The sequence below is a fragment of the Xenorhabdus sp. KJ12.1 genome, from assembly GCF_963876495.1.
GTDB lineage: Bacteria > Pseudomonadota > Gammaproteobacteria > Enterobacterales > Enterobacteriaceae > Xenorhabdus > Xenorhabdus stockiae.
On record NZ_CAWNQH010000024.1, the window covers coordinates 95,520 to 116,724 of the forward strand.

Annotated in this window: 18 protein-coding genes; 13 read left to right on the top strand and 5 right to left on the bottom strand. The window is 44.9% G+C overall.

What is annotated here, in order from left to right; all coding sequences use genetic code 11:
• Positions 1-52 precede the first annotated feature (52 nt).
• Positions 53-2,410: an ATP-binding protein gene (locus AACS92_RS03420; RefSeq protein WP_099109960.1), complete on the top strand. Its 2,358-nt coding sequence runs from the start codon at positions 53-55 to the stop codon at positions 2,408-2,410.
• On the opposite strand, the gene dgt is transcribed toward AACS92_RS03420, so the two are convergent.
• Complete coding sequence (gene dgt, locus AACS92_RS03425) at positions 2,394-3,941, bottom strand: dGTPase (protein ID WP_099109961.1); 1,548 nt, start codon at positions 3,939-3,941, stop codon at positions 2,394-2,396. The genes AACS92_RS03420 and dgt overlap by 17 nt on opposite strands.
• Positions 3,942-4,198: 257 nt before the next feature.
• On the opposite strand from dgt, the gene mtnN reads away from it, so the two are divergent.
• The 3 genes from mtnN (at position 4,199) to AACS92_RS03440 (ending at position 6,480) form a co-directional block, all read left to right on the top strand.
• Positions 4,199-4,897 (top strand): 5'-methylthioadenosine/S-adenosylhomocysteine nucleosidase, encoded by a 699-nt coding sequence (gene mtnN / locus AACS92_RS03430; RefSeq protein WP_099109962.1) that lies wholly within the window; start codon positions 4,199-4,201, stop codon positions 4,895-4,897.
• Positions 4,898-4,986: 89 nt separating this feature from the next.
• Positions 4,987-5,787, top strand: coding sequence for a vitamin B12 ABC transporter substrate-binding protein BtuF (gene btuF, locus AACS92_RS03435; RefSeq protein WP_369800387.1), 801 nt, complete (start codon positions 4,987-4,989; stop codon positions 5,785-5,787).
• A gap of 285 nt (positions 5,788-6,072) precedes the next feature.
• Complete coding sequence (locus tag AACS92_RS03440; protein WP_099109964.1) at positions 6,073-6,480, top strand: glycine-rich domain-containing protein; 408 nt, start codon at positions 6,073-6,075, stop codon at positions 6,478-6,480.
• Between the two features lie 187 nt (positions 6,481-6,667).
• On the opposite strand, the gene erpA is transcribed toward AACS92_RS03440, so the two are convergent.
• On the bottom strand, positions 6,668-7,012 hold the full coding sequence (erpA, locus tag AACS92_RS03445; protein WP_099109965.1) for an iron-sulfur cluster insertion protein ErpA: 345 nt from the start codon (positions 7,010-7,012) through the stop codon (positions 6,668-6,670).
• Between the two features lie 226 nt (positions 7,013-7,238).
• Here erpA and hemL point away from each other — a divergent pair, with 226 nt between their 5' ends.
• Positions 7,239-8,522, top strand: a complete 1,284-nt coding sequence (gene hemL, locus AACS92_RS03450) for a glutamate-1-semialdehyde 2,1-aminomutase (protein WP_099109966.1) — start codon at positions 7,239-7,241, stop codon at positions 8,520-8,522.
• A 50-nt stretch (positions 8,523-8,572) separates the two neighbouring features.
• Here hemL and AACS92_RS03455 read toward each other — a convergent pair whose 3' ends face one another.
• The gene (locus AACS92_RS03455) at positions 8,573-9,313 is read right to left on the bottom strand and encodes a sulfite exporter TauE/SafE family protein (RefSeq protein ID WP_193756925.1); all 741 of its coding nucleotides are present in this window, start codon (positions 9,311-9,313) and stop codon (positions 8,573-8,575) included.
• A 222-nt stretch (positions 9,314-9,535) separates the two neighbouring features.
• On the opposite strand from AACS92_RS03455, the gene AACS92_RS03460 reads away from it, so the two are divergent.
• On the top strand, positions 9,536-10,279 hold the full coding sequence (locus AACS92_RS03460) for an NAD-dependent epimerase/dehydratase family protein (protein WP_099109968.1): 744 nt from the start codon (positions 9,536-9,538) through the stop codon (positions 10,277-10,279).
• A 77-nt stretch (positions 10,280-10,356) separates the two neighbouring features.
• Here the strand turns inward: AACS92_RS03460 and mrcB are convergent, their stop codons facing one another.
• The gene (gene mrcB / locus AACS92_RS03465; RefSeq protein WP_099109969.1) at positions 10,357-12,837 is read right to left on the bottom strand and encodes a bifunctional glycosyl transferase/transpeptidase; all 2,481 of its coding nucleotides are present in this window, start codon (positions 12,835-12,837) and stop codon (positions 10,357-10,359) included.
• Between the two features lie 34 nt (positions 12,838-12,871).
• Positions 12,872-15,382 (bottom strand): ATP-dependent helicase HrpB, encoded by a 2,511-nt coding sequence (gene hrpB / locus AACS92_RS03470; RefSeq protein WP_099109970.1) that lies wholly within the window; start codon positions 15,380-15,382, stop codon positions 12,872-12,874.
• Between the two features lie 100 nt (positions 15,383-15,482).
• Here hrpB and sfsA point away from each other — a divergent pair, with 100 nt between their 5' ends.
• From sfsA to panB, 7 genes are all read left to right on the top strand, one after another.
• Complete coding sequence (sfsA, locus tag AACS92_RS03475) at positions 15,483-16,193, top strand: DNA/RNA nuclease SfsA (RefSeq protein ID WP_099109971.1); 711 nt, start codon at positions 15,483-15,485, stop codon at positions 16,191-16,193.
• Between the two features lie 196 nt (positions 16,194-16,389).
• A complete protein-coding gene (gene dksA / locus AACS92_RS03480) occupies positions 16,390-16,845 on the top strand; it encodes an RNA polymerase-binding protein DksA (protein ID WP_099109972.1) in 456 nt (151 codons plus the stop codon).
• 7 nt (positions 16,846-16,852) lie between these two features.
• Positions 16,853-17,011: a hypothetical protein gene (locus AACS92_RS03485; protein WP_169926675.1), complete on the top strand. Its 159-nt coding sequence runs from the start codon at positions 16,853-16,855 to the stop codon at positions 17,009-17,011.
• A 29-nt stretch (positions 17,012-17,040) separates the two neighbouring features.
• A complete protein-coding gene (gluQRS, locus tag AACS92_RS03490) occupies positions 17,041-17,943 on the top strand; it encodes a tRNA glutamyl-Q(34) synthetase GluQRS (protein ID WP_099109973.1) in 903 nt (300 codons plus the stop codon).
• A 291-nt stretch (positions 17,944-18,234) separates the two neighbouring features.
• Positions 18,235-19,593: a polynucleotide adenylyltransferase PcnB gene (pcnB, locus tag AACS92_RS03495; protein ID WP_241537939.1), complete on the top strand. Its 1,359-nt coding sequence runs from the start codon at positions 18,235-18,237 to the stop codon at positions 19,591-19,593.
• A 1-nt stretch (position 19,594) separates the two neighbouring features.
• Positions 19,595-20,077, top strand: coding sequence for a 2-amino-4-hydroxy-6-hydroxymethyldihydropteridine diphosphokinase (gene folK / locus AACS92_RS03500; protein WP_099109975.1), 483 nt, complete (start codon positions 19,595-19,597; stop codon positions 20,075-20,077).
• Positions 20,078-20,356: 279 nt separating this feature from the next.
• Positions 20,357-21,148: a 3-methyl-2-oxobutanoate hydroxymethyltransferase gene (gene panB, locus AACS92_RS03505; RefSeq protein ID WP_099109976.1), complete on the top strand. Its 792-nt coding sequence runs from the start codon at positions 20,357-20,359 to the stop codon at positions 21,146-21,148.
• Positions 21,149-21,205 lie beyond the last annotated feature (57 nt).

The following is a 21,205-nucleotide window of genomic DNA, read 5'->3' on the forward strand; positions in this document are numbered from 1 at the left end:
ATTCTGACTGACTTTGAAAAATTGAGTTTTGATTTTCCCACAATGGATGCTTATGACCAAATATAGCCTGCGCACCCGTATGATGAGCCTGATTTTGGTTCCTGTCTTATTGGTCGGAACACTTGTGAGTATATCATTTATCTCATACCGCTATTATGAGTTGAAGAGCCTGATAGTCCGCAGTGGGATCAGCATTATTGAGCCGTTGTCCATTGCCAGCGAGGTAGGAATAAATCTGGATAACAGTAAGGGCGTAAAATCATTGATAAATCGCCTTCATCGCCGGAATTCTGAAATCGTTATGGCCATTGCGATTTTTGATGAACACCATCAGCTTTTCGAAATTTCCAATGATAAATATGATGTCAACCTGTTGCGACTCAGGCCGAATGATCCTATTCCGACAACACTGACTAAAGAAGAAGACAGCAACAGCATTATCCTGAAAATGCCGATTATCTCGGAAAGCAGTGCTTCTAACGGGTGGCCGGAAACACCACATAAACCCGTCCCCATCGGTTATATCGCCATTGATTTGGATTTACGGGCAGCTCAACTCCAGCAATATAAGGAGATTGCAACTTCTATCATTTTGCTGATCCTCTGTCTCGGCGGAACGGCACTGTTTGCCCATATTCTGGTGCGTAAAGTTACAGAGCCTTTGGAATGTATGGTCAAAGCCGTTAACCGCATCCGGCAGGGGCAGTTGAATACCCGAGTAACGGGAGCCATGCCGGGCGAGTTATCCGCACTCCAGAATGGGATTAATACCGTCGCGGAATCGCTGTCAAAATATAAAGACGATATGCAGTTGCATATCGATCAGGCGACTTCTGACCTACAAATTACAATGGAACAGTTGGAAATTCAAAATGTGGAACTGACTATCGCTAAAAAACGGGCACAGGAAGCAGTCAGGATAAAAACCGAATTTCTGGCGAATATGTCTCATGAACTGCGAACCCCACTTAACGGTGTTATCGGTTTTACCCGCCAGATGCTGAAAACACCGATAACCTATCAACAGGCAGAATATCTTCATGTCATTGAACGTTCTGCCAACAATCTGCTGAAAATCATCAATGACATTCTGGATTTTTCTCGTCTGGAATCCAATAAACTAATATTAGATCAAATACCATTCTTACTGCGTGATACCGTCAATGAGGTGATCGAATTACTGACACCTTCTGCCAGTGCGAAAAATCTTCCCCTGCACCACTATATCGATGACCAGCTACCAAACCTGATGATTGGTGATCCCATCCGTTTGCAGCAAATACTCACGAACTTAATTGGCAATGCGATTAAATTCACAGATGAAGGCAATATCACACTGGAAATAAAGCTGCGCCAGCAAAGGCACCATATGGTGCAAATCGATTTTACCGTGACTGATACCGGGATTGGTATTAAATCAGAATACCGCCCTATTCTGTTTCAGGCATTCAATCAGGCCGATGCCAGCATTACACGTCATTACGGCGGCACAGGGTTAGGGTTAAGCATCACCAAGCGGCTGGTTAATGAAATGGACGGAGAAATCGATTTCATCAGTGAACCCACCAAAGGGACGGTCTTTTATTTTGATATCTGGCTGGAAAAAGAGGAGTTCCTGTTAGATTCAGTGCCTGCACATTTATCTCAGCCCCACTCGTCATTCCGCCTGCCTATGACGGTTATGGCAGTCGATGATAACCCGGCTAATCTGAAATTAATCGGCACACTTTTAAGCGAGCAAGTGGACAACACTATTCTGTGCAGCAGTGGTATGGAAGCCCTGAAAATGGCGAAAAAACATTCTCTGGATCTTATCCTGATGGATATTCAGATGGCAGATATGGATGGAATTCAGACTTCAGAGCAAATCCATCAATTACCGGACCATAAGCAAACCCCCATTGTTGCTGTCACCGCTTTTATCTGCGATGAAACCTGCAATCAGGGACATTCTCCTTTTATCGACTGTTTGTCTAAACCACTGGATGAAGCTCGCTTAAAAGACTTACTGCATCAGTACAGCCCAACGAAAAAGCCACAAGCCATAGACTGGAAACTGGCTTTACAGCAAACCGCCGGCAAAGAATCACTGGCGCTGGAAATGCTGGCAATGCTGGTACAATCCCTGCCGGAGATGAAAATGCGAATTGAACAGGCATTGAGCGCAGAAGGTGAGGCTCACCGTAAACAGTTTTTGCATCATGTTCATCAGCTGCACGGCAGTTGCTGCTATAACGGCGTACCTAAATTAAAGATGATTTGCGAACTGATTGAAAAGCAGTTAAGGCAGAATATTTCTCTGGCTGATTTAGAGCCTGAGCTACTCGAGTTTATTGACGAAATCGACCATGTTATTGCGGCAGCTCCTGACATACTGAGAGCCGCCAGAGCACTCACTTCGATACCATAAACTTGCGGTATTCTTCGTAAGCATAATGGTCTGTCATGCCACTGATATAATCCTGAATAAGACGTGCCCGATAGTAAAATTCAAGCACGTCTTTTTCAGTTTCGTCAGTGGCAATAATTCCCTCCACTGCTTCGTTATAAGCCAGCCGGTGTTTAGTTGAAAGCTTGTGCAACAAGCGGGTTTCAATAAAGTATTTTTTGTGGAAGTTATTCTGGTGTAGTTCCCAGAAATCTTGGCGGGATAATTCCAGTAACGGACTATAAACATCCAGCAAACCGGTAATAATCCGGTAGCCCTGTAATTCAAGTTCTTCCACTTCAGGGTGATTGAATACCCGTTTGCGCGTCACGCTCTTTAAGGTACTCAGTAAACGGTGTTCTTCGCCATTGGCTTCCAGTAAAGCATGATTGAAAGTACCGGCATAAATTTCTGGTAAATGTTCAATAAAACGCTGTGCCGTATAAGGGACTAATTTGCCGGTAATAAACACCCGCAGATACATGAAAAATTGTTCGTGAATATTACGGCGGGCTTCATTATTGGTCGTTTTTTTATAAGCCTGAATTACCGTCGATTCGAACAAATCGCCTTTGTGGTGACCACCATTCTCTTCCCATTCTTGTTTCAGATATTCCACCAGCTGATCAACATTAAAAATCCCTTTCTCAACCGCATCATCCAAATCAGCGATACAGTAAGAAATATCATCAGCGGCTTCCATAATATAGGTCAGTGGAAAACGGCAGAAATCCCCCAATTGCAGCTCTTTTTTCAATTCACGGATAAAACAATCTTCTGACCAGTAATAACCTTTTTTCTTCATCAGATAACTGAATTCTTCCGGAGATTCTTCGAGACGATAAGCCGGACAGGTATATTTGAGAATACAGCCGATTTGAGCATACGTCAGATTCAGTTTAAGCAGGCTGTGTGCCAGCCGGATAGCCTGCGCATTTCCTTCAAACTGGCATAGATCCATCCGCAACTGGCGTCGGAATAGATCTTTTTTCTCTTCTCCACTCAAACACAGTGCTGCAACCTGACAATTATCCTGCCGGTTGGTCTGTTCGGTCTCAGGTAATTCAGTCTCAGGTAAATAGTCAGGATCTAACCGACGGGAAAACCAGTCCTTAATCGCCGCCTCGCCAAAATGACCAAACGGGGGGTTGCCGATATCATGCATCAGACAAGCCATCTCAATCAGGCTTTCAAAAGCACTCAGACGTTCACTCAGTCCATATTTTTCCAGCAAATTCTGTTTTGTCAGTTCGGCAATAATGGTTTTAGAGATATAACGACCAATTTGTTGCACTTCCAGTGAATGCGTTAACCGGCTGCGCACCGCCGCATTACGTTCCAGCGGAAACACCTGTGTTTTCTGCTGCAACCGCCGGATAGCCGCAGAGTTGATGATCCGCCCGCGATCACTTTCAAACTGCCGGTTTATCTGCTCTTCATTAGCATCATGGATAGAAGCGTTTCTGTACTTGCGCTGAAAATTCAGTTTTTGCTTGAAATCAATCTTAGGCATCAATCCCCCCATATCGAATGATACGATTATTTATAGCCTGAACCTCTGGCAGACGATTATTTAATGATACACTGCCGCATTAATCAGGCCTATACCCGTCGCTTTCAAGCTGCCTCTTTGTTGGCTACGCTCACTCACCCCAGTCACATAGTTTTCTATGCTCCCGGGGATGTGTTCCCTCGCCGCCGCGATGCAACTCGAAATCCATAGGGTATATATGAATAGGCACAAACTAATAACAAAAGAGAGTATGACACATGAAAGTAGGTGTAATAGGTGCAATGGAACAGGAAGTGACTTTGTTACGCGACCAGATCGAAGGTCTGCAAACATTGTCGCGCGGTGGATGTGAGATTTATACCGGTAAGCTGAATGGTGTTGATATCGCCTTGCTGAAATCCGGGATCGGTAAAGTCTCTTCCGCACTTGGCACTACTCTGTTAATTGAACATTGTCAGCCGGATATCGTAATTAACACCGGTTCAGCCGGCGGTCTGGATCCGAAACTGAAAGTGGGTGATATTGTGGTATCTGAAGAAGTGCGCTACCACGATGCCGACCTTACCGCTTTTGGTTATGAACCGGGCCAGATGGCGCAATGCCCTGCGGCATTTATTGCTGATGAAAAATTAATTACTTTAGCTGAAAAATGTATCCAGTCTCTGGAGCTGAACGCTGTTCGTGGTCTGGTTTGCAGTGGCGATGCCTTTATCAACGGCTCAGAACCACTGGCACGCATCCGGGCGACTTTCCCAAATGTTGCAGCGGTTGAAATGGAAGCGGCAGCAATTGGTCATGTTTGTCATCAATATAAAGTGCCTTTCGTTGTTGTTCGCGCTATTTCTGACGTTGCAGATCAAGAATCTCATATCAGCTTTGATGAGTTTCTGGTTGTCGCGGCACAGGAATCCACACGAATGATCAACGCAATGCTGACTGAACTCAGCAAGCAGTAATCGCTTAGAGCCTATTTTATAGGCTCTAAAGTTTGGAACATCAATTAATGAAATTCTACTTGAAAACCACCGATTATCACTCGGTCTGGATGGTATTTTTATTTCTACTGTATAGCTTTTTAAGTGTTTTCAGTGCTCCACTTTACGCAACAGCTTCCCGTGTGATCAGCCTTGCCCCCTCCACCACTGAACTTGCTTATGCCGCAGGCATGGGCGATCAGCTTGTCGCTGTCAGTGCTTACTCCGATTATCCTGAAGCAGCAAAAAAACTGGAACAGGTCGCCGATTGGCAGGGTATCAATGTTGAGCGGATCATCGCCCTGAAACCTGATTTAATCTTGGCATGGCGAGGTGGTAATCCACAAAGGCCACTGGAGCAACTCGCTGCACTCAGTATTCCAATTTTTTACTCTGATGTGAAAAAAGTAGAGGATGTTGCCACTGATTTAGAGCGGCTGGCAGCCTATAGTTCACATCCGGATACAGCTAAAAAAGCCGCTGCGGATATCCGACAAAAATTCAGTCAGTTAAAACAAACTTATGCCAAAGCAAACCCTACCCCAGTATTTATCCAATTTGGTATAAATCCAATTTTTACTTCATCCAGCCATACCATTCAGAGTGAAATTGTTTCTGCATGTGGAGGCAGAAATATCTTTGCCGATAGCCCCGTACCGTGGCCTCAGGTTAACCGTGAACAGGTTCTGGTACGTAAACCGGAAGTCATTGTGATGGGCGGAACGGAAGCTCAAAAACAGAGAGTAGCCGAATTCTGGCAGCCACAGTTGAATGTCAGAATTGTCACTATCAATGATGACTGGTTCAGCCGTGCCGGACCGAGGATTATTCTCGCAACTGAGCAATTGTGTCAGCAATTGACACTGCATTAAAAATAAGAATTCAAACATTACTGCTTCATTATTTTTATATTTTAAAATCTCTGTTTTCTGGTTATAATCCACACATCGGTTTTATACTGGTAATTATTACTAATATAAAATTGATATCAAAAAAATAACTTATGTTATTAGAGGTATTAATTATGAAAAGAACACGAAAAATAGCTAAACCATCAGCTTGTGAATAAACTCATAAACCTTTTTATAAATAACAATCAGGAATAGGATTAACTCCTATTCCTGATTTATCTATGTAAAATAAAAGGGATTAAGAAAATGACAAAAGAAGAATTCACTGAAAAAGTCAAACTCCTTGATCTTACGTGGATTATTAAGAAAATCACTCAAAAAGACCCGAATATAGCCAAAGTATGGACAGAAGAGGGAGCAAATGATGCAATGGAACAATATAAGAATTTTATGTTTATTCTATATAAATATAAAGGCTCAGATATAAAAATCGTTCCCTCTATCGAAGTAGATGAAATATGGCATCATCATATTCTTGATACTCAACGTTATCAAAATGACTGTCAAAACATTTATGGTCACTTTATGCATCACTCACCCTATTTCGGATTGCGGGATGATAATTATCTCAAAGAATTAAATAAAGATTTTATGATAACTCAAGAGCTTTATTTCAAAGAATTCGGGGATTATATGTACGAAGTTGACTTTTAAGCATTAAATAAATTTAATTAACATCCATCTATAATAATTAAATTTTATATAAGTAAAATTATTTAGATCAATAAGTGCAATGAAAAAATGACTCAACGCGAAAACTCTATAAGCTTGATAGCGCCTTAAGGGCAACGTAAACGTTGCCCTTAAGTTTTACATTGAAATGAGTGTTCAATGTTCCCAATCAGATACTAAAAGAAGAGCCACAACCACAAGTCGTTTTTGCGTTCGGATTAGTGACGATAAAGCGGGAGCCTTCCAGACCTTCGGTATAATCGACACAGCCGCCCACCAGATATTGCAGGCTCATCGGGTCAACGACCAGTTCAACACCCTGTTTCTGAATTGTCATATCACCTTCGTTCATTTGGTCATCGAAAGTGAAACCATACTGGAAACCGCTACAACCACCACCTGTAATATAAACCCGCAAACGCAGATTCGGGTTCTCTTCATCAGCAACCAATACTTTCACTTTGTTGGCTGCGGCATCAGTAAACTGCAAAGGCAATGCAGCATCATCGCTCATATTTTTACTCCAGTCCGGTTTTCCGGTAAAAATTCTCGGAAAGTTACTGTATACCCAATAGGGGGCATAAACCTTCAGATCAGTTAACAGCGATTATCTAATACCTGACTGATTCGTTCAAGTTTTGCCATACATACTTATTCCTTTGCTTCTAATTTGGCTTACCTACTTGGGTGATTTAGAATGGCAAATCTACATATCTCTCGTCTTTCAGGAGCATTGATTAATGAGCCAGTCCGAAACACTTTACTCTCAGGCAAAACATGTTATACCCGGTGGTGTAAACTCCCCGGTGCGCGCTTTCAATGGAGTTGGCGGTACACCTGTATTTATCCAACGTGCCAACGGTGCCTATCTTTACGATGTCGATGGTAATGCCTATATCGATTATGTCGGTTCATGGGGACCAATGGTTCTGGGGCACAATCACCCTGCTATCCGCAACGCTGTCATTGAAGCTGCTGAACGTGGTCTGAGTTTTGGTGCTCCGACGGCTGCCGAAGTAGAAATGGCAAAACTGGTAACAGAGCTGGTTCCTTCAATGGATATGGTTCGTATGGTGAACTCAGGCACGGAAGCAACGATGAGTGCCATCCGTCTGGCTCGTGGCTATACTCAGCGCGATAAAATCATCAAATTCGAAGGTTGCTACCATGGTCACGCAGATTGCCTGCTGGTAAAAGCAGGCTCCGGTGCTCTGACTATCGGACAACCAAATTCTCCGGGAGTTCCTGCCGATTTCGCCAAACACACTTTGACCTGCGTCTACAATGACTTGAATTCAGTGCGTGAAGCATTCGAAAAATTCCCGCAAGAGATTGCCTGTATTATCGTCGAGCCAGTTGCCGGCAATATGAACTGCATCCCACCGCAACCTGAATTTTTGCCGGGGCTGCGTAAACTGTGTGATGAATTCGGCGCTCTGTTGATTATTGATGAAGTAATGACAGGTTTTCGTGTTGCTTTAGGTGGCGCACAGGAATATTACGGAGTTAAACCCGATCTCACTTCCCTTGGAAAAATCATCGGTGGTGGTATGCCTGTCGGTGCATTCGGTGGCCGTCAGGAAATTATGGAAAAACTGGCTCCAACCGGCCCTGTTTATCAGGCGGGAACCCTTTCCGGCAACCCGATTGCGATGGCGGCAGGTTTAGCCTGTCTGAAAGAAGTTGCTCAAACTGGTGTCCATCAGCGCCTGAGTGAACTGACGGATAAACTGGCAACGGGATTAAAAAATGCGGCTGCCAAAGCTGATATTCCTCTGGTTATTAACCACGTTGGCGGTATGTTCGGTATTTTCTTTACCGATGCGAAAAGCGTTACTTGCTATCAGGATGTGATGAAATGTGATGTTGAACGATTCAAGCAATTCTTCCATTTAATGTTGGATGAAGGCGTCTATCTGGCACCATCCTCATTCGAAGCTGGTTTTATGTCTATCGCCCATTCAGAGGAAGATATTCAGCGTACCGTTGATGCTGCTGCTCGTTGTTTTGCTAAGTTGAAATAATCTGTTTCCCATAACACCGTAATAATAATTACGGTGTTATGGGTTAATCTTCACACCAACACCCGTATCGCCTGAATTGCAGACATTACCGCCAATACTCCCAGCAGAATAAGCATCAGCCCGCGAAAATGCTGAGCACTGATACGAGTTCTCAGACGAGTGCCAATAAAAAGAAAGAGGACAGATAATACTGTCAGTAACAGTACAGGCCATAAATAATCCGAAGAGAATAGTTCAAAGGCTTCGTTACGCAATACTACCAATTGGCTGATTTTGCCGAGCAAAAAGCAGAGATTAGCCGCCCGCGCGATTTCATGACGATCACTGCTCATTGCCAGCAGACACATTATCAATATGGGTGACATGGCATTTGTCGCCCCACCGATAATGCCCGCCACCAAGCCGAATAGTGACAAAATAACCGGATTTGTAGATAAACGAAGGTTCGTGCTACGGATACTATTGATAATGTAAAATGCAATAATTCCACTTAATAGTAATTGCAAATAAGCCGGATTAACCAGAAATAAAAGTTTTGCTCCAATAAAACTGCCGACTAAGGAAAATAGTGCCAGCAAACTGTATTTATGTAATATCGGGCCAATTTTCCCACCGGAAATGACACTTAACACATTGATCAATAATGTTGGCCATAAGGCTAAAACTACCGCCTCTTTTAATGGCATAAATAAACTTAATGCCGTTGTACTGGCAATTGGGAAACCAATGCCACTGATGCCATGTAATAAAGCAGCGGTAATAAATAGTAGGGATAAGATAATAATATTCATAAATTGAAGTTTTTTATATTTTACTAAAAAGATCCTGTAATGGATCATAACCCATGATACTTTGATTATGAGCATTCAGGACTAAAAAACCATACAAAATAGAAATAATCACTTCTGAGAAAAATAAATTTAAAATATGCTTACTTCATACATATGTCAAAATTTTCGTGTATAAAATCACAACAACATTTCATCTGAAAACAGACAAGATCAAGGAAAATAATGTCAAAACGTACTATTTTGTTAACTGGAGCAAGTGGGCGTATAGGACGGACTTTTTTTCTGGCAATGCAGGATCGTTATATTTTCACTCTTGTAGATCAAAAACACCCTGACTATCACATTCCTGCCCCACATTGTTTCATACTGGCTGATTTATCTAATCCCTCTGTTGCGGAAGATTTAGTTTCTGATGTAGAAAACATTATCCACCTCGCCGGTATTCCCTACGCAAATGCAGAATTTGAAGATTTATTACCTGCCAATATCTTAACCACTAATTATCTACTTCAGGCCGCTGCCAAATCACAATGCCGACGTTTTATTTTTGCTAGTAGTGCACAAACGATTGAAGGGTATCCGATAGATAAGCAAATACCTGACAATATTGCGACATCACCTGCCAATATATACGGTGTAACAAAATGTTTTGGGGAAGCGCTTTGTTCCTATTTTGCAACCCAGAAAGGTTTGTCTTCCATTGCAATTCGCATAGGTGCATTTGAATTTAAAGATAATCACGAACTGAAAACTGCCCGTGACCTCAGTGCATGGCTCAGCCCAAATGATGCAGTTCAGTTAATTACTTGTGCCATTGAAGCAGAAGAAATTACGTTTTTTATTGCTCACGGCATTTCTGATAATCGTTTTAAACGTCTTGATTTAACTGAAACAAGAAAAGTGTTGGGATATTCCCCAAAAGATGATGCATTTCAAACATTTGATCTACGTTTATTCGAATCTTGATAAATGCGTCAAAATTAAATTCCCCACCTGTAAAAGTGGGGAATTACATGTAATTACAACCTATTTAAGATAACTCTTTACTGTCCAAACATCTCTTTCAGCCAGCCCGGAGCCTCTTCTTGCCCCTCCTCAATTGGCTGCTGTACAGATTGCTGACATAACGCCTGTGGATCATCCGTCCAGATCGGTAATATTCTGATACCCTCTCCGGCGCAGTTAAAGGAGCCATCTTCATTAACTGACATATCGACAATACCTTCCGGAGCACGATTATCCAGCGCCAATGGAGTCTCATTCGCCAGATAACGTTCGTAAATCTTCAATGCTCCTGTTGCTCCCGTCAGCCTAGTCGGCTTGTTGTTATCCAATCCAGCCCAGACAATCGCGACTTCTTTACCATCGATCCCGGCGAACCAAGTATCACGCAGTTCATTGGTGGTTCCCGTTTTTCCTGCCAGATTATATTTGCCATATTTCCCGGTCAGTGAACGGCCAGTTCCCCGCGCCACAACCTGCTGCATACCATATAACGTCAGATAAGCTGCCTGAGCAGGTACAGCTCTTTCCGCCTGTGGGTAACTCTGGTAAACCACGGTGCCATCTTCAGCAATGATAGAGCGCAGTGCGGAGAGTTTGGCCCTATTTCCTCCACTGGCAATAGTCTGAAACTCCTGTGCCATTTCCATCGGGGTCAGGTTGATACCTCCCAGCAACATTGCCGGTACTTTCTGAATCTCTTTAGCAGGAATGCCCAGTAACACCAAGGTATTGGCGATATGATCCAATCCCACGTCCAGCCCCAGATTGACTGTCGGGATGTTGATTGAACGTGCCAGCGCATCAACCAGCATCACTCGTTCACTGAAATTACGGCTGAAGTTTCTCGGTTCCCACGGTTTCCCCCCCGCCTGAGGTATTGAGATAGGTTCATCCGCCAGCCAGGTATTCAGGCGATATTTATCTGGTTCACTTAATGCAGTCAGATAAGTTGCAGGTTTAGCAAGCGAACCGATTAAACGGCGAGCATCCATAGCACGGTTAAAACCCGGATATTGTGGCTGCGAGCCTCCGACCATTGCCCGGACTTCACCACTGAAACGGTCAACAACGACCATTGCACCTTCCAGATTAGGCACCGGACGATTTTTATCTTTGCGCAACGCCGCAATACCGTTTTCTATCGCGTTTTCAGCCGCATCCTGCGCAACTGGGTCTAATGTTGTGAATATTTTGACGCCAGATAAATCATCAATCTTATCACCCAGCTTTTCTCGTAGCTCCTGACGTACCATCTGCATAAATGCAGGTTGCGGTGCTATCACATCACTTTTAGGTTTTACACCGAGTGGACGCGCACTTAACAGGTCATACAGCTCCTGATCAATCACTTTTCGGTTCTGGAGAATTTTCAATACAACATTACGGCGTTCCAGTGCACTTTTAGGATTACGCCACGGGTTGTAATACGAAGCTCCTTTAACCATCCCTACCAACAATGCCTGCTGATCCAGACTCAGTTCATCAATCGGACGGCCGAAATAGTAAAGACTCGCTAACGGAAAACCGCGGATCTCTTCATCGCCACTCTGACCCAGAAAAACTTCGTTCAGATAGAGTTCGAGAATACGATCTTTGCTGTAGCGAGCCTCCAGCAGTACGGACATTAAGGCTTCATTGGCTTTACGGCTGAAAGTCCGTTTGTTCGTCAGGAATAAATTTTTGACTAATTGCTGGGTTAAGGTACTGCCCCCCTGCACAGCACGGCCTGCCAGCAGGTTTTCCAGCGCAGCACGAGCAATCGAAAGTGGCCTGATACCACCATGTTCGTAGAAATAGCGGTCTTCCGTTTCCAGTAAGGTCTGAACCAGTAGATCAGGAAAACCGGAACGTGGAACAAACAAACGCTGCTCACCGTTCGCCGACTGCATCATTGTGATAAGTTTCGGATCAAGACGGAAGAAACCAAACTGGCGCTGGTTCTCCATGTTTTCAATACTGGTTAACTGATTGTTATCGAAAGTCAGACGAGCCTGAATCTGGCCTTCTTTGCCATCAGGAAAATCAAATGGCCGACGCAGCATTTCAATGCTATTGCCTCTGACCACAAATTCACCTGCACGGGTTGTTTTAGTTACCTGCCGATATTGCATGCCTTCCAGTAACCGAATCATTTCGGCCTTACTGTAATTCATGCCCGGTTCAAGATTTACCATACGGCCATACACCGCCGCAGGGAGCTGCCACACTCTACCATCAATGCGATGACGAATTTTGCCATCCAGATAAAAACCATATATGCCAATGAGTACTGCCAGCACAATCAAGATTTTCAATAGCAGCAACCAGATCCATTTACGTCCCTTTTTGACCTGAGGGGATTTCTTCCCTTTTTTTGTCATGAGTTCCCCCTCATCATCGGTGTCATTTTCGTCTTCAACATCATTATATTCATAATCATCATAGTCATCCCGTCGATGACGTTTATTTGCCTGACGCCCACGACGATGTTTTGATTTTTTACCCTTACGTCCGATTGGCTGACGGTCATCATCAGACATACCGAATTCTCCAGTTAAATGCTTTCTCTAACAATTAAATATATTTTTTTACCCGCCTTGTCGGTGCTGTGTTTGCGGGGTCATCGGGCCATAAGTGTTTTGGATAACGCCCTTTCATCTCTTTTTGCACTTCACGGTAAGCCCCCTGCCAGAATGCGGCAAGATCCTGCGTGATCTGCAACGGCCGCTGAGCCGGAGACAATAGCTCAACAACGACAGGTACACGCCCTTTTGCCACAGCCGGATTTTGCTGTTCTCCGTACATTTCCTGCATTTTTACGGAGAGTACGGGAGGTTTATCATAAAAATATTCGATACCAATCCGGCTTCCGGTTGGCACAGTGTAATTAGTAGGCAATTCATTATCCAGTATTTGCCGCTGCTGCCAGTCAAGTAAACTCACCAGAGCTGTTGACAGTTCAACCTGCTGCAAGCCTTTCAAATTTCTCACGCCTTCCAGCACCGGTTGTAACCACTGTTCAAGGGAAGCCAATAATGCTTCATCATCAACCGCTGGCCATTGTGTTTCCGGCAGCCATTCCTGCGCCCGCTGTAAACGAACACGCAACTGCAATGCTTCCTGTGACCAGTTCAGCGCTGCCAGACCCTCCTGCCGAACCCAGTTCAGCAGAGCTTCCTGCAATTCGGTATCTGAGGGTTTTGCCAGAGGTTGTGACCTGACCGTCAATCGTCCACATTTCAGTCTGTTCCATGCCCGCAAGGTGCCTTTACTATCATCCCATTCAATAGCTGTCTGTTCTGTAAACAGAGAAGGATATTGCCGGATGATTTGCTCAATATCTAATGGACAAGCAAGCAAAATATGTGCATCTGGCATCTTATTGCCTTGCTGTAATAAAGGAGCCACCAGCCATGTCTCCCCCGAAAGCGGTTCTTCTCGTGCAAGCATAGCTCCCAGCCCTGTAGCCAGTTGGAACCGCCCGAGATTATCACGATTTTTTGCAATTCTGTCGGGGAACCCCTGTACCAGTAACTCAGGTATATACTCCACATTAATATCGGCAGCATTTTCCATATTATTACCCGCCAGTTCCCTGAATAGCTGTTTTGACCGTTGCTGCCAGTTCGGTTGAAGAGTATTAAGGCAATGAGTGAGATCCAACTGTCCCCTACGCGGTGGTTCTTCAAGGATCGCGACAAGTTTTGCTGCCGTTGCCAATATTCCCCGATCTGAATCCTGCCTGTCATACTGTTCTTTAGCTAGGCACAACATGGCGGCTAAACGAGGCTCACAACCTGATTCTGTCATTTGCCAGCCTCGGGCGGTTAACTGCTGCTTATCGTCCAGTGCTCCCAGCCGTACAAGCAGAGTACGGGCAACAGCCTGTGCGGCCTGCGGTGGATTATCCAGCCAGCGTAGTTGAGAACTGTCACGGCATCCCCACTGTAGTAACGAAAGCAGCAAGCTACTCAAATCGGCATGCAGAATCTCAGGTTCGCTGTGTTCCGCTGCCCGTTCTGCCTGCTCCTGACTGAACAAATGCCAGCAGACACCCGCTTCCAGCCTGCCGGCTCGCCCTGCCCGCTGCACCATTGATGCCTGACTGATACGCTGGGTGATCAAACGGGTTAAGCCTGTCCGGGGTTCAAACCGGCTGGTACGTTCCAGACCACTGTCCACCACCAGACGAATACCTTCAATAGTCAGGCTGGTTTCTGCAATATTGGTCGCCAGTACAACCTTACGCTTCCCGGCCGGAGCGGGCATTATCGCCATCCGCTGGTCTGTTAACGATAACGCACCATATAGCGGACACAATAATGTATCGCTACCGACTTTTTCTTCTAAGTAAGCCTGCACCCGCTGAATTTCCCTCACACCGGGTAAAAACAGCAGTAATGACCCCGATTCCTGCTGCAACAAACGTAATACTGTTGACGCCACTGATTGTTCAAAAGGCAAATGAGCAGGCAGGGGATGATAACTTCTCGTTACCGGATAACTACGCCCTTCTGAAACCACAACCGGTGCTTCTGGTAATAAAGAAGAAAGGCGCTGGTTATCCAGCGTTGCGGACATCACCAAAATACGCAAATCATCGCGTAATCCTTCCTGTACATCTAACAACAGCGCTAAACCCAGATCGGCCTGTAAGCTACGTTCGTGGAACTCATCAAGGATAACGAGAGAGACATCACTCAATTCAGGGTCCTGTTGCAACATCCGGTTCAGGATACCTTCTGTGACGACTTCAAGACGTGTGTGAGCACTGACTTTTGTTTCCAGACGCATCCGGTAACCCACCGTTCTGCCGACAGGCTCATTCAATTGTTCTGCCAGACGCTCCGCAACACTGCGTGCCGCAATACGCCGGGGTTCCAGCATGATGATCCGCCCACTAAACCGTGACTTGTTGAGAATTGCCAACGGTAAGCCGGTTGATTTTCCGGCTCCGGTCGGGGCATGCAGTAATATCTGTTTTGAGGTTTCAAGCTGAGCTATGACTGAGTCCACAACGTCATAAATGGGTAATAACAAAGGTTCACCATAACGATTAACTTTCAATGAGTGCCATTGTAGCATTAGCGACTTTAATTTCAGTTTCCGTTTAATTTTAGTTCATGTGGCTCCCGCGCAGGTTACGTCATGATGAAACTGTCAATTGAGGTATAAAGGAAAGTTTATGGAATTTTCACCACCGCTAAAGCACGCTACATTAATTCGCCGTTATAAACGTTTTCTGGCCGATGTTCTGACTCCGGAAGGTGAAACGCTGACCATACACTGTGCCAATACCGGAGCAATGACCGGGTGCGCAACACCGGGTGATACCGTTTGGTATTCCACCTCTGATAATCCAAAACGTAAATATCCCAATAGCTGGGAGCTGACACAGACTCAGGACGGGCACTGGATTTGTGTCAATACTCTCAGAGCCAACGATCTGGTTTTTCAGGCCATTGAAAAAGATCTCATTTCAGAATTATCCGGTTACGAAAAAATCAGCCGCGAAGTGGGCTATGGAAAAGAGAAAAGCCGGATAGATTTATTGTTAGAGTCAAAACAAAAAGTTAACTGCTATATTGAAGTGAAATCAGTCACCCTGTTGCAGGGAAATAATGGTTATTTTCCTGATGCTGTGACAATTCGTGGGCAAAAACATTTACGTGAACTATCATTGATAGCACAACAGGGACAGCGGGCTGTCCTGTGCTTTGCCGTGCTACATTCCGGCATTAGTCACGTTATGGCAGCAAAACATATTGACCACGATTATGCTTTTCTTTTGGAACAAGCATGCAATTTAGGGGTCGAAGTAATCTGTTACGGGGCCAGCATGACAGAAAACAGGATGGTTCTAAGTCACAAATTGCCTTTTGTATCAATGGGATGATTTGTAAACAGATCATGCTGATGAGGTGAGTTTTGCAGCATATTTAGGCAGTAAACACGGCTGCCTTCACACCATTGCAAAACTAATGGTAGGAATAATTGCCAACCTCGCAGTCATCTGCTATTTATAGCGGCCTATTTTTTTCCCCCTACTGTCAGGGGGCTCGTTTGATAGTGCGTGTGTAAGGAGAAGCATTATGCAAGAAGGGCAAAAACGTAAAACCTCGTCCTTGAGCATTCTCGCCATCGCTGGGGTAGAACCTTACCAAGAGAAGGCTGGCGAAGAATACATGAACGATGCCCAGTTAACGCATTTCAAGCTCATTCTGGAAGCATGGCGCAATCAACTCAGGGATGAAGTAGACCGTACTGTATCTCATATGCAAGATGAGGCAGCGAACTTCCCTGATCCGGTTGACCGTGCGGCGCAAGAAGAAGAATTCAGTCTTGAATTACGTAATCGGGATCGTGAACGTAAGTTGATCAAAAAGATCGAAAAAACGCTGAAAAAAGTCGAAGATGATGATTTTGGCTTCTGTGAATCCTGTGGGGTTGAAATCGGCATCCGTCGTTTGGAAGCGCGTCCTACAGCTGATTTATGTATTGACTGTAAAACATTAGCCGAAATTCGCGAAAAGCAAATGGCTGGCTAATGGGTAGGTGAGTACGGCGCTGAAAGGCGCCGTATATACCCTGCATCTTTCGAGTTACCTCTTTGTCGGCTACGCTCGCTACCCCAGTCAGCGTTTTTATAAACAAACGGTTATCTGTATTGCCGGGGATAGTTCCCTTACCGCAGCGGTGAAACTCGAAATCTAATGGGTATACTCCCTTAAATTGATTTTTATATGACTCAATCTGAATCCGAACACTCCTCATTATACGTCGGGCGTTTCGCACCATCCCCATCTGGCGATCTCCACTTTGGCTCTCTGGTGACAGCTCTGGGTAGCTATTTACAGGCCCGTGCTCACCACGGTAAGTGGCTGATGCGTATTGATGACATTGATCCACCACGGGAAATTCCCGGTTCAGCAGATAGAATACTGCATGCCTTAGAGCACTATGGGCTTCACTGGGACGAAGAAGTGCTGTACCAGTCCCAACGCCATGAGGCTTATCGGGCAATATTGGCTCAGTTACAGCAGCAGGGAAACAGTTATTACTGTACCTGTACCCGCCAACGCATTCATCAGCTGGGCGGATTTTATGATGCTCACTGCCAGCATCTACAACTACCAGGCCATCATGCCGCTATTCGCCTGAAACAGGATCACCCTGTGTATGATTTTTACGACAAATTACAAGGTAATGTTACCGTACCGGTAAAAATGGCTGAAGAGGACTTCATTATTCATCGCAAAGATGGATTATTCGCCTATAATCTTGTCGTTGTTATTGATGATAACTATCAAGGCATCACTGAAATTGTCAGAGGAGCAGATTTGATTGAACCTACGGTTCGCCAAATATCCTTATATCGGTATCTGAATTTTACAACACCGGACTATGTACATTTGCCTCTTGTGTTAAATAAAGAGGGAAATAAACTTTCCAAGCAAAATCATGCAAAACCGATCCCTCTTGATGATCCACGTCCATTGCTGGTGAAAGCGTTATCATTTTTAAACCAGCCAACGATTGCTGGTTGGCAGGATATCACCACGGAACAACTGCTAAAGCAGGCAATTATTGGCTGGAATATAAATCATGTTCCGCCTCAGAACATAATCAATGGACAATTTAAATAAAGTGTTTCTATTGATACTGCAAGCATTCTCAAAGAATGCCCAGTAAGTTATGATTAGCGGCTGTTTTTGTTTTAATTTTATCCGTCACTATCGAGGTGTACCATTTTTAACCGAGTAGCAACTTTCTGCCGTAATTTGCTGATCCGCGAAACCAAGATAAAACGCGAAACACAGGCAGCCAGTGAAAGGCCAGTCACCATATCTGACCATCCTGCTTATAAAAAGAGCAGCACTCTGCCTAAACGCCGCAGAGTGAATCGCACATCTTCATCAAATGCTGAAAACATCAAAATGAAGAATAAATCCGGAAAGGCAAAACCTTCTGATTCCCCAATTACCGTTATTCCACGGGAACAGCATTCTATTTCACGTAAAGATATCAGTGATAATGCATTGAAGGTTTTATATCGCCTGAATAAATCGGGTTTTGAGGCTTATTTAGTCGGCGGCGGTGTACGTGATTTACTGTTGCATAAAAAACCCAAAGATTTTGATATCGCGACCAATGCTACCCCTGAACAGGTTCGCAAATTATTCCGCAATTGCCGTCTTGTTGGTCGTCGCTTCCGTCTCGCTCACATTATGTTCGGGCCGGATGTCATTGAAGTTGCCACATTCCGTGGGCCACATGAACAAGTTGAAAGCAATGATCGTAATCAGTCTCATAAAGCCCAGAGCGGAATGCTATTGCGAGACAATATCTTTGGTTCTGTGGAAGAAGATGCTGCACGCCGCGATTTTACAATTAATAGCCTTTATTACGGGATTGAAGATTTCGCATTACGGGATTATGTCGGTGGAATGGCAGATCTGGAAAAAGGGATCATACGCCTGATTGGTGATCCGGAAACCCGCTACCGGGAAGATCCTGTGCGGATGTTGCGTGCAGTCCGCTTCGCCAGCAAGCTTAACATGACCATCGAAAAGAACACGGCTGAGCCAATCCCACGTCTGGCATTTCTGTTACGGGATATTCCATCAGCACGTCTGTTCGAGGAGTCTCTGAAACTTCTGCAATCAGGGCACGGTTACAGCACATATAAAATACTGTGTGAATACCAGTTGTTTGAGCCACTATTCCCGTTAATCCAGCGCGGTTTCACCCAATCCGGTGATTCGCCGATGGAAAAACTACTGGAACAGGTATTAAAGAATACCGATTACCGTCTCCAGAACGATCAACGGGTCAACCCGGCTTTCCTATTTGCGGCAATATTGTGGTATCCATTGATTGAACATGCCGAGAAGCTGACTCAGGAAGGGGGCTTACAGTATTACGATGCTTTCGCCCTGGCCATGAATGATATTCTTGATGAACAGTGTCGTTCTATCGCCATTCCGAAGCGTCATACCACAACAATGCGTGATATCTGGCTGTTGCAGCTTCGCCTGCCGCGCCGTCAGGGTAAACGGGCAAATAAATTAATGGAACACCCGAAATTCCGGGCAGCCTACGATTTATTAGAATTACGCGCCAGCATTGAACCACGCCATGAGCTGAAAGAACTGGTACATTGGTGGACAGAATTCCAGCAATCAACCGCATCACAGCAGCGGGGCATGATCTCCGAGCTTGGCAGCGAGCCTGTTCGTCGCAGAACCCGTCACCGCCGTGGCAACCACCTTCGTCATAACAGGAACAACAACTAGTATGACCCGGGTTTATATCGCCATTGGCAGTAATCTGGCCTCCCCCTTGCAGCAAGTTAATAATGCACTTGCTGCACTTAAATCGATCCCTGATACAACGTTTATTAACCGTTCCTCATTTTATCGGACTAAACCTATGGGGCCGCAGGATCAGCCTGATTACCTCAATCTGGTTGTTGCATTAGATACAAACTTACAACCGGAAATATTGCTTGATCACACTCAGGCCATAGAACTGGCACAAGGTCGAGTCCGTAAAGACGAACGTTGGGGGCCAAGAACGCTTGATTTAGATATTATGCTGTTCGGTGATCACATTATTAATACTGAACGCCTGACCATTCCCCACTACGGTTTAAAACAGCGTGAATTTATGCTTTATCCGCTGGCAGAAATAGCCCCGGATCTTGTGTTTCCTGATAAAGAAACATTAGCAGAACGATTAAAACATGTTCCAGAAAATGGCCTGACGTTTTGGTTGTAACACAGCAGTTTTGTACCCAATGGATTTCAAGTTGTATCGCGGCGGCAAGGGAGTGAGCCCCTGAGCATAGATAGACTATGTGACCGGGGTGAGCGAGCGCAGCCAACAAAGAGACAACATGAAAGACGACGGGTATATGAAGGAAAAGTAACACAATATCTCATACAATCATGGCCTATTTCTGGATAATCAGAACCTGTTCCAGCGGGTATCAGCTTAGATACCCGAATGGACGAGGCTCTATACCCAACAACGGGTATGAATATTCAGGAGATAACAATGAAACCCACATCTCTGGCTCACCTTAGCCAGTTAAAAAAAGAGAAACGTAAGTTCGCAACAATTACAGCCTATGATGCCAGCTTCGCTCACCTTTTTGCTGCACAGGGCATCAAGGTCATCCTTATTGGTGATTCACTCGGCATGACCGTTCAGGGGTTTGATTCCACCTTACCGGTTACTGTTGAAGATATTGCCTACCACACCAAAAGCGTCCGCACCGGTGCCCCCCAGACTTTTCTCATCTCAGATATGCCTTTCATGAGCTACGCCACACCGGAACAAAGCTGCAATAATGCGGCTGAGTTAATGCGTTCGGGGGCCAATATGGTCAAGATTGAAGGCGGAAGCTGGTTGTGTGAAACAGTAAAAATGCTGACCGAGCGCTCTGTGCCTGTTTGCGGACATCTGGGCCTGACTCCACAAGCCGTTAATGTACTGGGAGGTTACAAAGTTCAGGGGCGTGATGAAGCGACAGCTCAGCAGTTGTTCGACGATGCCATCGCTTTGGAAAAAGCAGGCATGCAGCTATTAGTGCTGGAGTGTGTACCAACAGAATTGGGCCGGAAAATCACCGAAGCGCTGGAAATTCCGGTTATTGGCATTGGTGCGGGGAACCATACAGATGGTCAGATCCTCGTTATGCATGATGCTTTAGGCATTACCGCCAAACCACCCAAATTTGCTAAGGATTTCCTTAAAGAGACCGGCAATATACGAGATGCCATCAGCCTGTACATCGAACAGGTAGAAAATGGCACGTACCCTGACCAAGCTCATTCATTCAACTGATTTATACCCGCGAGATTTCCAGAAAAACACTAAGTTTTCAGAAAAACAACGAGTATA

Coding starts and splice junctions, on each gene's coding strand:
- AACS92_RS03440 (WP_099109964.1), top strand. CDS start 6,073: ATGACAAAAGAAGAATTCACTGAAAAAGTCAAACTCCTTGATCTTACG.
- btuF (WP_369800387.1), top strand. CDS start 4,987: ATGGTATTTTTATTTCTACTGTATAGCTTTTTAAGTGTTTTCAGTGCT.
- AACS92_RS03460 (WP_099109968.1), top strand. CDS start 9,536: ATGTCAAAACGTACTATTTTGTTAACTGGAGCAAGTGGGCGTATAGGA.
- hemL (WP_099109966.1), top strand. CDS start 7,239: ATGAGCCAGTCCGAAACACTTTACTCTCAGGCAAAACATGTTATACCC.
- sfsA (WP_099109971.1), top strand. CDS start 15,483: ATGGAATTTTCACCACCGCTAAAGCACGCTACATTAATTCGCCGTTAT.
- hrpB (WP_099109970.1), bottom strand. CDS start 15,382: ATGCTACAATGGCACTCATTGAAAGTTAATCGTTATGGTGAACCTTTG.
- folK (WP_099109975.1), top strand. CDS start 19,595: ATGACCCGGGTTTATATCGCCATTGGCAGTAATCTGGCCTCCCCCTTG.
- dksA (WP_099109972.1), top strand. CDS start 16,390: ATGCAAGAAGGGCAAAAACGTAAAACCTCGTCCTTGAGCATTCTCGCC.
- dgt (WP_099109961.1), bottom strand. CDS start 3,941: ATGCCTAAGATTGATTTCAAGCAAAAACTGAATTTTCAGCGCAAGTAC.
- AACS92_RS03455 (WP_193756925.1), bottom strand. CDS start 9,313: ATGAATATTATTATCTTATCCCTACTATTTATTACCGCTGCTTTATTA.
- AACS92_RS03420 (WP_099109960.1), top strand. CDS start 53: ATGACCAAATATAGCCTGCGCACCCGTATGATGAGCCTGATTTTGGTT.
- erpA (WP_099109965.1), bottom strand. CDS start 7,012: ATGAGCGATGATGCTGCATTGCCTTTGCAGTTTACTGATGCCGCAGCC.
- mtnN (WP_099109962.1), top strand. CDS start 4,199: ATGAAAGTAGGTGTAATAGGTGCAATGGAACAGGAAGTGACTTTGTTA.
- mrcB (WP_099109969.1), bottom strand. CDS start 12,837: ATGTCTGATGATGACCGTCAGCCAATCGGACGTAAGGGTAAAAAATCA.
- panB (WP_099109976.1), top strand. CDS start 20,357: ATGAAACCCACATCTCTGGCTCACCTTAGCCAGTTAAAAAAAGAGAAA.
- gluQRS (WP_099109973.1), top strand. CDS start 17,041: ATGACTCAATCTGAATCCGAACACTCCTCATTATACGTCGGGCGTTTC.
- pcnB (WP_241537939.1), top strand. CDS start 18,235: ATGAAGAATAAATCCGGAAAGGCAAAACCTTCTGATTCCCCAATTACC.